The organism is Vibrio sp. 1641, assembly GCF_033339995.1.
In the GTDB taxonomy this organism is placed as follows: Bacteria; Pseudomonadota; Gammaproteobacteria; order Enterobacterales; family Vibrionaceae; genus Vibrio; species Vibrio alginolyticus.
Genome location: NZ_JAWOVP010000013.1, coordinates 102191 through 114550, shown reverse-complemented (window position 1 = coordinate 114550; position 12360 = coordinate 102191). Strand labels below are relative to the sequence as shown.

Sequence of the window (12360 nt, the reverse complement as noted above, 5' to 3'; positions counted from 1 at the left end):
AGTTCTTTTAGTGGTTGATTTCATAACACTCTCCAATTTTTGGGGTGGAAAGTGTCAACCTTATTTAGGACGGCATAATTAATGGAAAAAGAGCCACTGACGATAGTGGCTCTTTTTTGTATTTGATGACGCATTTATGTTTACGCTTTTGCTTCTTAGAAACCTTACAATGATTTCACTTGGAGTGAATTAATAAAAACAACACTTGCAGTATGTAGCATGAACAAGTACCGTTGCCCGGTTTTTCTAAATACACCCCAACTGCTAAGGTAAAGGTTTTGATCTCCACAGCGAATATTACTCAACAATTCGGCGCTAAGCCGCTATTCGAAAACATTTCAGTTAAGTTCGGCGAAGGCAATCGCTATGGCTTAATTGGAGCTAACGGTTGTGGTAAATCAACCTTTATGAAGATCCTCAGCGGCGAGCTTGAGCAAACCAGCGGTAACGTAAGCTACGATCCAAACGAGCGCGTTGCAAAACTGAACCAGGACCAGTTCGCTTACGAAGAATTTACGGTAATCGATACCGTCATCATGGGCCATAAAGAGCTATGGGAAGTGAAGAAAGAGCGTGACCGCATCTACTCACTTGCTGAGATGAGCGAAGAAGACGGCATGAAAGTGGCTGACTTAGAAGTTCAGTTTGCTGAAATGGACGGCTACATGGCAGAAGCCAAAGCGGGCGAGCTTCTTCTTGCTGTAGGTATCCCAATGGAGCAACATTTCGGTCTAATGAGTGAAGTAGCACCAGGCTGGAAACTTCGTGTGCTTCTAGCGCAGGTTCTATTCGCAGACCCAGATGTGATGCTTCTTGACGAACCTACCAACAACTTGGACATGGACACAATCCGTTGGTTGGAAGACACGCTAAACGCGCGTAACTGCACAATGATCATCATTTCGCACGACCGTCACTTCCTAAACTCAGTATGTACACACATGGCTGACTTGGACTACGGTGAGCTACGCGTTTACCCAGGCAACTACGACGAGTACATGACGGCGGCTTCTCAAGCTCGCGAACGTCTACTAAACGACAACGCGAAGAAGAAAGCACAAATCGCTGAGCTACAAACGTTCGTTGCTCGTTTCTCTGCAAACGCATCGAAAGCAAAACAAGCGACATCTCGTGCTAAGCAAATCGACAAGATCAAACTGGATGAAGTTAAAGCGTCTAGCCGTCAAAACCCATTCATTCGTTTCGAACAGTCGAAAGAGCTGTTCCGTAACGCTCTGATTGTTGAAAACCTAAGCCAAGGATTCGAAGAGGACTTGTTCTCAGACTTCAATGCAATTTTTGAAGTGGGTGAGCGCGTTGCGATCATCGGTGAGAACGGTGTGGGTAAAACAACACTTCTAAACACGCTTGCTGGTGTGCTTGAACCGCGTGCGGGTGAGTACAAATGGTCTGAAAACTCAAACATCGGTTACTACGCGCAAGACCACGCGCATGACTTTGCAGAAGACATGAACCTAACGGATTGGATGGGTCAATGGCGTCAAGAAGGTGATGACGAGCAAGTCGTTCGTGGTTTCCTTGGTCGTATGCTGTTTGGTCAAGACGACATTAAAAAGTCAGTAAAAGTACTGTCTGGTGGTGAGCAAGGTCGTATGCTGCTTGGTAAGCTAATGATGCACAAGCCAAACATGCTGCTAATGGACGAACCTACCAACCACATGGATATGGAATCGATTGAATCTTTGAACACCGCGCTTGAGCAATACAAAGGCACGTTGTTCTTCGTCTCTCACGACCGTGTATTCGTAGACTCACTAGCAACGCGTATTATCGAAATCCGCGATGGTAAAATCACAGACTTTAAAGGCACTTACTCTGAGTTCCTAAAATCTCGTGGTGTTGACGCGTAATTACTCGCAAAGCGTTTAAAAAGCAAAAGCCTCGCTATTTAGCGAGGCTTTTTTGATATTTGGCCTTAATCCTTAAACTGACCTGTTATATACGCATAGAGCCCGACCACGCCAAAGGTAATAATCATAGAAAGCATGATACCGCTGGGCGTAAGCAGAAAATTCCACAATTGGTCATTATTCATAGTCCACATCCTCTGTGAATCCGCATTATTGGTTTTAGTTTACACTGAAAAGGTGTTATTGGTTGCCTTTTACATCAAATTCAACCTTGTCGGCTCCTGTAAACACTTGGAAGCGCAAACCTTTCGCACGCGCAATGGTCGTAATACCAAATTGCTTCGCTAGATCTAACCCCATTTGAGTAACGCCAGAGCGAGAAAGCAGAACAGGAATGCCCATTTGAGCCACTTTAATCACCATCTCTGATGTAAGGCGACCAGTTGTGTAGAAAATTTTATCTTCACCTGTTTCTTCTTTGAGCCACATCTCACCTGCAAGTGTATCCACTGCGTTGTGACGGCCGACATCTTCCACAAATGACAACACTTCATTACCTTTGCAAACCGCACAGCCGTGTACTGCGCCCGCTTTTTTGTAGGTGTCGTTGTAATGAGTTAACGCTTCCAGCGCAGAATAAATTTCTGACTGCTTAAGAGAAACTTGAGGCACTTGATAATTTTCAAGCTGCTTCATCACGTTGCCATACATGGTGCCTTGGCCACAACCTGAGGTGACGGTTTTCTTTTTCAGGGCGCCTTCTAAGTGTTCAGTGTTTTCTTTAGTAATCACCGCTGCGGAATGCGTTTCCCAGTCAATAATAACGGATTCGATCGCGGCTGGATCGGACAGGAAGCTTTGGTTTTTTAAATAACCGAGTACTAGTGCTTCTGGACGCGAACCTAGCGTCATGAGCGTGACCACTTCTTTCCAGTTCAGCATGACCGTAAGAGGACGCTCGCACGCGATTTGCTTTGTCAGTTTTTCGCCGTACTCGTCGTACACATCGACTTCAATGGTTTGCAGGGGATTTTCACTGGTTTTAATAATGTTTGGTTTCAGCACAGTCGTGTCCTAGTGATTAAGAGCGTTAGGTTGCTACGCATTTTAGCTTGTTAAGTGGCTAGCAAATCTCATTCCAAAATAGCGGTTCCCACAGAAATTGCGAGGTTTTATGTCAACAATGCATTAAAACTGCGAGTTCGCAGTAATGACACATCAATACATTTGAGTTTCGTCTAGTTTGGTACTTATAGCCTGAGGGTGTATATAGACTAAGTTATATCAGCTTGGCGCGTTTATTGCTTCGAAGACAATAAAAATGGTCGAAAACGGGGGCAAAATGTCCTGTGTGTTTTCAGACCAAAAATACAAAGACTGGGTGAGTTATGTCGGATAAGAAAGATTTCGAAAAAAATTACGAAAAGACTGAAGACACATGGCCAATTGGCGTAGAGCTTGTTGAGCATGAGATCAGTACAGGGATTTGGGTGACAACCCAATGGCAGTTGACGGGATTTGCGCTAAATCCGACGGAAGAGACTCCAGATGTTTGTCTGTTGCAATTGCACAAAGACGAGCGTACAGACTACCGCTTTAACTTAAGCTCTCAGCAACCTAAACTTTTTTTAGTGATGGATAACGTCGAGTCTGGTGAAAAACCAGCGATACAGCTACTAACGGCTTCACAATCTGTCGCGGCGCAATATATGGATGGCGACAACCTTGTACTATCCAACGATATGCCGTTAGCCGTTCAGGCTTGGATGGAAGCCTTCATCGGTCGCCACGGTGAGTTGTTAGAAGTAAGACGTAAGAAACGCAAAGGAGCGGGCAGAGCAAATGGCAACTAGTTTTTTAAGCCGTTGGTCGAAACGTAAATTAGAAGAATCTTCCCAATATGATGAAGACATAACGCCGATAGCAGAGACGGAGCAATCCGAAGATAGTGTCACAGCGCTTTCAAACGCTGACGAAAGCTCAGACGCTTTGAACGTCAATGAGGTTAGTCAGGCTCCAGACATTACCGCGAATGTAGAGACAGAAAAGCCCGAAGAAATGTCTGTGGCGCAACTGCTGGTTTCTGAAGCTTCAGAAAGCGTTAAGAAAGCCGCGCTGCGCAAAATGTTCTTGTCCGAAGAATTTAACGTGCGTGATGGCCTAGACGATTACGATGATGATTACAGTAACTTAAAGTCACTTTCTAAAGACGTCGCAGAGACGCTGCGTGATTGGGTTAAAGAAAAAGTGGAAGAAGAACCAGACGCTGAAACGACGCAAGGATCTGAACTTAACGCTGACGATATCGCATATGAGGTGGTTGAAGACGCAGAACCAAACGCCGAAAAAAGTGCCGGAATTACCCAAGATGAAAATGAACTGTATATAAACACAGTGCCTGGTGAAAGTGATACTTTTTCTGAGGAATCACCTCCTAACGAGGTGAGACAAAATATACCACACAAAGAATAGGTACATTTTGACTAAATACTCAATGAACCGGCTGGGACAAAATGTCTCAACCGGTTTTTTTATCCCTACTATTTGTCGGTAAAATGTCTAAGCTTTTGAATTTTAATTGATATTTTATTGGCATGACATTTGCTATTTGTTGCTCAATACCAATCTGGTTGAAGTTAGTCCGGGCCCACTGCGTAGTATTCATCGCCTATAGACGGCGGAACAAGAATGCTCATTGATAAGTTAATCAGCAGAATCTCCGGCGCTAACTACACTAAGAGATGGAAAAGACTATCCATGTTCATAAATGGAATTGAGCAATGCTGAAGCAATTATTAGAACAAGCAACTTCCAATAACGGTAAAGCGAGGCTGTACGCTTTCGAAAATACCGTAGAGTTGACCAATCTTATTCCACCAACCGTAAGCTATGAAAGCGGCGGTAACACTTTGATTGTGGGTCCAACGGCAATCATCGAAAGTGCGGCAGCGCAATTGTCGCAAATGAACAGCCTAACGCTGCTTTCTACCGATGGCGAAAAGGGAACAAATCCCGAGCTTTACTACGCCAATTCGGTTCAGGTTTCAGGGTTCTTAGGTACGTTTGAAGTTCTCATTGAAAATCATGGTTCGACCAACAATCTTGCCAAGGTCGCGATCAATAGCGATTGTTTCGATATCGTACTCGATCTTTGCCTAAACAGCTGCATGTCGGAAGAAGTACCAGTACCGGGCTACTACCCAGTTGGTCGTGGCTATCCGAAACTGGCTGAAGCGTTGGAAGAGATTCCAACCTTAATGGGGACGTTCGATAAACCGAAATTCTTCCGTTTAGATACCGATTTATGTGCACACAGCTCTCGTGGCGTAAAAGGTTGCGAACGGTGTGTGGATGCTTGTCCGGCAGGGGCACTATCGAGTGAAGGCAGCGACAAAACGGGCCATCGCATCGAGATCAACCCATACCTATGTCAAGGCGTGGGTACTTGTGCTACAGCGTGTCCGACAGAAGCGATTCATTACGCACTGCCAAACCCTGAAGATACGCAAAAGTTTATTGAACGTACGCTCGCCAACTATGAGCAAGCGGGTGGTTTAGATCCTATCGTATTGATTTGCAGTTCTCGCCACGAGAGCTACAACGTGATGGCACTAAAAGCACTGCCAGATAATGTGATTCCAATTGTGGTGGAAGAACTGCCTTCGGTTGGTATTGATACTTGGTTCGCCGCGCTTGTGAATGGTGCTACTCAGGTGCTGTTTGCGGCTTCACGTTTTATGCCTCAAACCATTATTCGTGTGCTTAATAGCGAAGTAGGTATTGCTCAAGAGCTGCTCGGTCAGCTTGGTATCGCCAAAGAAACCATCGACATTCTGTATCTAGAGTCACTACGTGAAGGTGCTCCGACACTTTGTACCGAGTCTTTTGATTTGGCATTAGGAGACTTGCAAGGCAACAAACGTCAGCGTCTATTTACGGCGTTGGATGCGTTGTCCGCATCACGTATTCCAGTTGAGAACATTGTTGAACTTCCAGCGAACGCACCTTACGGCACAGTCTCTTGTGAAAGTAAAGATTGTACGTTGTGTATGAGCTGTGTGGCGGTGTGTCCAACACGTGCATTGCATACGGACGGTCGATCTCCGTCACTTAAATTCGTCGAGCAAGACTGCATTCAATGTGGGCTGTGCGAGAAAGCGTGTCCAGAGAAAGTGCTGACGCTTACTCCTCGTATGAACTGGGTGAAAGAAGAACGCCAGAAAGCGGTTGTGATTCATGAAGAAAAGGCAGCCGAGTGCATTCGTTGTCACAAGCCTTTTGCTCCGCAATCGATGATCGACATGCTACAAAACAAGTTACGCGGTCACTCTCACTTCTCTGATGAAGCAGCGATCAATCGTATCGCGATGTGTGAAGACTGCCGTGTGATCGACATGTTTGAGTCGATGGCAGAAGACCCAATGAAACAACTGAAATACTAGGAGCTCGCAGTGGACACACAACAAGAACAAACACTGAGAACAGACATTTATCTCGTTCTATCTGCACTTTTTCGTAGTGCGCCTAGTGATGAAATGCTGGCGTTCCTGAAATCGCTAGAAATTGAACCGTCTGAGAGCGCGATGCAAAAAGCTTGGCTCGCACTGCAACAAGCCGCGAACGAAGCGCAGCGAGAAGCGTTAGAAGAAGAATATCAAGATCTGTTTATTGGCATTGGACGTGGTGAAGTTGTGCCATTCGGATCTTGGCATCGCACTGGCTCGATGATGGAAAAACCGTTAGCGGAAATTCGTCGCGATTTGGATCTTTTAGGCATCGAACGAGAAGAGAACGTGAAAGAGCCTGAAGACCATATTTCTGCACTGTGCGAAGTGATGGCAATGCTGACAGGTGAAGAGGAAGAACTTCAGCAAGCGGTGTTTAACAAACACATCGCCCCTTGGTTCCAATCTTTTACGCGCCAACTAGAGAGCGCAGAAAGCGTGAACTTCTACAAGCCAGCTGCACAGCTTTGCGATGCGTTTTTAACGTTAGAGCAAGTGCGCTTTAGCGTGAACACCAAAAGCAGTAAGAACAAATTAAAAATTGATGTGAAAAACGTCACTGATTACGAGTAATCGAGCAGTACTTGGTCATATCGATAGAGAGGCATGAGTCTCCAAAGATCTACCGTAAGGTAAGGAAGCAATGATGAAAGATAATAAAGAAATAAACACAAGCCGTAGGGATCTCCTAAAAGGCTTCACAACCGCTGCCGTTGCCGGTGCTGTTGTTGCGGGAACCACGAAAGTGGCCGTTGCTTCAGAAACGGTTGAGCCTTCTGAAAACGACGTGAAGAAGAAAGGGTATCGTGAAACTCAACACATTCGCGATTACTACGACACACTTTAGGAGATAACGGATGAAACTTGTCAAACGCTCCGACAGTGTGAGCAAAGAAACGAACCAGCTTGGCGTATCTCGTCGTGCATTCATGAAAAACACTTCGCTTGCCGCTGGTGGTGCAGTGGTTGGTGCTAGTCTATTCGCACCGGGAATGATGAAAAAAGCGCAAGCAAAATCTGTCGATCCAGAAGCGAAAACAGAAGTAAAACGTACTATCTGTTCTCATTGTTCAGTGGGTTGTGGTATTTACGCAGAAGTTCAAAATGGTGTTTGGACGGGTCAAGAACCTGCATTCGACCACCCATTTAACGCCGGTGGTCACTGTGCAAAAGGCGCAGCACTGCGTGAACATGGTCACGGTGAGCGTCGTCTAAAATACCCAATGAAGCTTGAAAACGGGAAGTGGAAAAAGCTTTCTTGGGATCAAGCGATCGAAGAAATCGGTAACAAGGTGATGGACATCCGCAAAGAGTCCGGTCCTGATTCGGTTTACTTCTTAGGGAGCGCAAAGCACAGCAACGAACAAGCGTACTTGTTCCGAAAAATGGCATCACTTTGGGGTACGAACAACGTTGACCACCAAGCGCGTATTTGTCACTCAACAACCGTGGCGGGTGTAGCGAATACTTGGGGTTACGGTGCGATGACCAACTCTTTCAATGACATGCACAACTGTAAGTCGATGCTATTCATTGGTTCAAACCCAGCTGAAGCACACCCAGTAGCGATGCAGCACATTCTGATCGCAAAAGAGAAGAACAACTGTAAGATCGTCGTAGCGGATCCTCGTCGTACACGTACGGCAGCAAAATCGGATCACTATGTATCACTTCGTCCTGGTTCTGACGTAGCATTCATTTGGGGTGTGTTGTGGCACATCTTCGAAAACCAATGGGAAGATAAAGAGTTCATCCGTCAACGTGTATTCGGTATGGATGAGATCCGTGCTGAAGTGGCGAAATGGACGCCAGCAGAAGTTGAGCGCGTAACAGGCGTAAGCGAAGAAGACGTTTACCAAACAGCAAAACTGCTTTCTGAAAATCGCCCAGGCTGTATTGTTTGGTGTATGGGTGGTACTCAGCATACTACTGGTAACAACAACACACGTGCTTACTGTGTGCTTGAGCTAGCGCTTGGTAACATTGGTAAATCAGGCGGCGGCGCAAACATCTTCCGTGGTCACGATAACGTACAAGGCGCAACCGACCTTGGCGTACTTTCTGACACGCTACCGGGCTACTACGGCCTTTCTGAAGGCGCTTGGCGTCATTGGTCAAAAGTGTGGGAAATCGACTACGAATGGATCAAAGGTCGTTTCGATGACAACGCTTACAGCGGTCAGAAACCAATGCACAGTGCAGGTATTCCTGTATCTCGTTGGGTTGATGGTGTACTGGAAAACAAAGACAACATTCGTCAGCGCGAAAACATCCGTGCAATGTTCTACTGGGGACACGCAGTGAACTCTCAAACACGTGGTGTTGAGATGAAAAAAGCGATGCAGAAGTTGGACATGATGGTGATTGTGGACCCATACCCAACGGTTGCTGCGGTAATGAACGACCGTACCGACGGCGTTTACCTGCTTCCTGCAACAACACAGTTTGAAACACACGGCAGCGTTACCGCATCTAACCGTTCCCTACAATGGCGTGATCAGGTGATTGAACCTTTGTTTGAATCAAAACCAGACCACGAAATCATGTACCTGCTTTCGAAGAAACTGGGCTATTCCGATCTTCTGTTCAAAAACATCCGTGTTGAAAACAACCAACCGGTGATTGAAGACCTAACGCGTGAATTCAACAAAGGCATGTGGACGATTGGTTACACAGGCCAAAGCCCAGAGCGTTTGAAAGCGCACCAACAAAACTGGCATACGTTCCACAAAACCACATTGGAAGCGGAAGGTGGCCCTGTCAACGGTGAAACCTATGGTCTACCTTGGCCATGCTGGGGCACACCAGAAATGAAACACCCAGGTACACACATTCTGTACGATACGTCAAAGACGGTTGCAGAAGGTGGCGGTAATTTCCGTACGCGCTTTGGTGTGGAATTTGAAGGCAAGAGCCTTCTTGCAGAAGACAGCTACTCGAAAGGCTGTGAAATCAAAGATGGTTACCCAGAGTTCACTGACAAGTTATTGAAACAACTTGGTTGGTGGGACGACCTAACTGCTGAAGAGAAAGTGGCAGCAGAGGGTAAAAACTGGAAGACTGACCTTTCTGGCGGTATTCAGCGTGTCGCGATCAAGCACGGTTGTATTCCATTTGGTAACGCGAAAGCGCGTGCGATTGTTTGGACGTTCCCAGACCGTGTGCCACTGCATCGTGAACCACTTTACACACCACGTCGTGACCTTGTAACGGACTACCCAACTTGGGAAGACAAAGATGCAATCTTCCGTGTACCTACGTTGTATAAATCCATTCAAGAGCAAGACAAATCGGGCGAGTACCCAATCGTTCTGACTTCTGGTCGTCTGGTTGAATACGAAGGTGGTGGTGAAGAAACGCGTTCAAACCCATGGCTTGCCGAGCTTCAACAAGAAATGTTTGTCGAAGTAAATCCGAAAGACGCGAACGACCTTGGTTTCAGAGATGGTGATGATGTTTGGGTAGAAGGTGCAGAGAAGGGACGAATCAAGGTGAAAGCGATGGTAACACGTCGTGTGAAACCTGGTTTGGCGTTCATTCCGTTCCACTTTGGCGGTAAGTTCGAAGGTGAAGACCTACGTCCTAAATACCCAGAAGGTACACAGCCTTACGTTGTTGGCGAATCGGCTAACACGGCAACCACTTACGGTTACGACCCGGTTACCTTGATGCAGGAAACCAAAGTAACCCTATGTAACATTCGTAAAGCGTAAGGAGTCTGACAATGGCACGAATGAAATTTCTATGTGACACCAAACGCTGTATCGAGTGTAACGGCTGTGTTACTGCATGTAAGAACGAAAACGACGATGCGCTTGAATGGGGCATTCAACGTCGCCGCGTGGTAACACTAAACGACGGTGAAGCTGGTGAAAACTCTATCTCTGTTGCTTGTATGCACTGTACCGATGCGCCTTGTATGGCAGTTTGTCCAGCTGATTGTTTCGAACATACCGAAGACGGCATCGTTCTTCACAATAAAGATCTGTGTATCGGTTGTGGTTACTGTTTGTTTGCTTGTCCGTTTGGCGCACCTCAATTTCCTAAACAAGAGGCGTTTGGTGAACGTGGCAAAATGGATAAATGTACTTTCTGCGCGGGCGGCCCAGAAACAGAGCCTGGCTCTGAGGAAGAACGTCAAAAATACGGTGCGAACCGTATCGCAGAAGGCAAGTTACCGATGTGTGCATCGCTTTGTTCAACCAAAGCGCTGCTTGCGGGTGACGCAGAGAAAGTCTCTGACATTTTCCGTCAACGTGTGGTAGAACGCGGCGCGAAAAACGCAGGTTGGACAGACGGAAACGATCTTTCTTACGATGCGACGAAAAGCTAAGTAAGGAGAGGCACATGTTAAACACGCTTAAACGTGCATCTCTAGCAATGCTGTCAATGATGACGGCATTGCTGCTGACTTTTGCAATGCCTGCTTCAGCAGAGGAACAATCTTCTAAAGTTATTCAACAGGAGATCACGCAACTCGCCGGGGCAGACTATTGGCGCGAAGTCAGAGAGGGGCAAGAAGGCTACACCACGTCCCAATCGCCAGAACATGGCGTATTGATCAGTAAACCTGGTGAGACTTGGTACATTCTAAAAGAGAAATGGATGTCTCCTGCTGGTGCTGTCGCGATTTTCGGCAGTATCGCGATGGTTATCATGGCTTACGTATTCGTTGGTCCTTTGATGCTTAGCAAGCCGCGTACTGGTAAAAAGATGAAGCGTTGGTCTCGTTTAGACCGCGCGCTTCACTGGAGTATGGCGTTTACATTCTTAACGTTGGCATTCAGTGGTTTGATGCTGGTTTACGGTAAGCACTTCTTAAAACCGTACGTTCCTACTGAGTTCTGGGGCTTTATCGTCATGTTGGCGAAGCAGTACCACAATTACATGGGACCATTGTTCTTCATTTTGCTGATGCTCGTGCTCTTTAAATGGTGGCGCAAGTCGATTCCAAACATGACTGATGTTCGTTGGTTCATGAAAATGGGCGGTATGGTTGGTAAACACAAAGGCACACATCCGTCTGCTGGTTTCTCAAACGGTGGCGAGAAGGCAATCTATTGGTTGTTGATCTTCTTTGGTGCTATCGCGGCAGTGAGTGGCTTAGTTCTGGACTTTCCTATCTTTGGCCAAACTCGCCGTGACATGGAGCTTTCTAACTTAGTTCATGCGATTTCGGCGCTGATTCTAATCTGTGGCTTTATCTTCCACATCTATATTGGTCTATTCGGTATGGAAGGTGCGCTAGAAGGCATGGTGACAGGTGAAGTTGATGAAACATGGGCGAAAGAGCATCACGATCTTTGGTATGAAGAAGTGAAATCCAAAGAAGCAATGGGCGAAACAGATACGGCACAAACGGAAGTAAAAGGAGCGAAAGCGAATGAACAAACCTCATAATGGGATTTGGGTTGCGTACATCCTGAGCTGTCTGACCCCGTTTACGTTTCTGATCTCAGGCGTTATCGCAATTATCTATGCGGGTTACCGATTAGATAAGGGAGAAGACAGCGACGTAGTGATTTCTCATTACTACGGTTTAATTCGCACCTTCTTTCTCTACCTGACGTTTTTTGTTGTGTTGATCGTCACCGTCGCGACTTCTAACGGTGTACTCGTTGGCGTGAGTGATTATTGGTTGCATAGTACTTTGCTTGAAACCATCGCTTACTTTATTCCTTGGGTAGGGATGGTGTTTGCTGCATTAGCCATCTTGGTGTGGTTTATGAGAATGTTTCAAGGGATGCAGCAACTGCTCAATAACCAACCACACAGACCATCGACAGGTCCAAACCTTTAATCAGTATTCTTTAAGCAAAACCGCCGTAATAGGCGGTTTTTTTGTTGCTGTTTTGTCTCAAATATGAAGCGTTGAGTCGCAGTGGTGATACTTGATGCAACTTATTGAGTGAATTTACGTAACTGGGCAGAAAATCATAGTTAAGTAAGAAACATGTAAAAAAATCGCGTCACGATGAGACATT

General features: G+C 46.2%; 11 protein-coding genes. 10 read left to right on the top strand and 1 reads right to left on the bottom strand.

Annotated elements, in window-relative coordinates; translation table 11 throughout:
* Window positions 1-278 precede the first annotated feature (278 nt).
* The gene (locus R7Z47_RS19820) at window positions 279-1871 is read left to right on the top strand and encodes an ABC-F family ATPase (protein ID WP_017634911.1); all 1593 of its coding nucleotides are present in this window, start codon (window positions 279-281) and stop codon (window positions 1869-1871) included.
* A 240-nt stretch (window positions 1872-2111) separates the two neighbouring features.
* Here R7Z47_RS19820 and R7Z47_RS19815 read toward each other — a convergent pair whose 3' ends face one another.
* Window positions 2112-2936: a formate dehydrogenase accessory sulfurtransferase FdhD gene (locus tag R7Z47_RS19815; protein WP_005377552.1), complete on the bottom strand. Its 825-nt coding sequence runs from the start codon at window positions 2934-2936 to the stop codon at window positions 2112-2114.
* A 323-nt stretch (window positions 2937-3259) separates the two neighbouring features.
* On the opposite strand from R7Z47_RS19815, the gene R7Z47_RS19810 reads away from it, so the two are divergent.
* The 9 genes from R7Z47_RS19810 to R7Z47_RS19770 all read left to right on the top strand — a co-directional run bounded on the left by R7Z47_RS19810 (window position 3260) and on the right by R7Z47_RS19770 (window position 12176).
* Window positions 3260-3724 (top strand): DUF3305 domain-containing protein, encoded by a 465-nt coding sequence (locus R7Z47_RS19810; protein ID WP_005389514.1) that lies wholly within the window; start codon window positions 3260-3262, stop codon window positions 3722-3724.
* Window positions 3714-4343, top strand: a complete 630-nt coding sequence (locus tag R7Z47_RS19805) for a DUF3306 domain-containing protein (RefSeq protein WP_213964308.1) — start codon at window positions 3714-3716, stop codon at window positions 4341-4343. Before R7Z47_RS19810 ends, R7Z47_RS19805 begins: the two co-directional genes overlap by 11 nt.
* 308 nt (window positions 4344-4651) lie before the next feature.
* Window positions 4652-6313: a 4Fe-4S dicluster domain-containing protein gene (locus tag R7Z47_RS19800; protein WP_213964309.1), complete on the top strand. Its 1662-nt coding sequence runs from the start codon at window positions 4652-4654 to the stop codon at window positions 6311-6313.
* A 9-nt stretch (window positions 6314-6322) separates the two neighbouring features.
* Window positions 6323-6949, top strand: a complete 627-nt coding sequence (locus R7Z47_RS19795) for a molecular chaperone (protein ID WP_017820684.1) — start codon at window positions 6323-6325, stop codon at window positions 6947-6949.
* Between the two features lie 73 nt (window positions 6950-7022).
* Window positions 7023-7223 (top strand): twin-arginine translocation signal domain-containing protein, encoded by a 201-nt coding sequence (locus R7Z47_RS19790; protein WP_005377542.1) that lies wholly within the window; start codon window positions 7023-7025, stop codon window positions 7221-7223.
* A 10-nt stretch (window positions 7224-7233) separates the two neighbouring features.
* Window positions 7234-10089, top strand: coding sequence for a formate dehydrogenase subunit alpha (locus R7Z47_RS19785; protein WP_005377539.1), 2856 nt, complete (start codon window positions 7234-7236; stop codon window positions 10087-10089).
* 11 nt (window positions 10090-10100) lie between these two features.
* The gene (fdh3B, locus tag R7Z47_RS19780) at window positions 10101-10709 is read left to right on the top strand and encodes a formate dehydrogenase FDH3 subunit beta (RefSeq protein WP_005377536.1); all 609 of its coding nucleotides are present in this window, start codon (window positions 10101-10103) and stop codon (window positions 10707-10709) included.
* A gap of 14 nt (window positions 10710-10723) precedes the next feature.
* Window positions 10724-11776: a formate dehydrogenase subunit gamma gene (locus R7Z47_RS19775; RefSeq protein WP_005377534.1), complete on the top strand. Its 1053-nt coding sequence runs from the start codon at window positions 10724-10726 to the stop codon at window positions 11774-11776.
* Complete coding sequence (locus R7Z47_RS19770) at window positions 11760-12176, top strand: membrane protein (protein ID WP_005377532.1); 417 nt, start codon at window positions 11760-11762, stop codon at window positions 12174-12176. The genes R7Z47_RS19775 and R7Z47_RS19770 overlap by 17 nt, the downstream gene beginning before the upstream one ends.
* Window positions 12177-12360 lie beyond the last annotated feature (184 nt).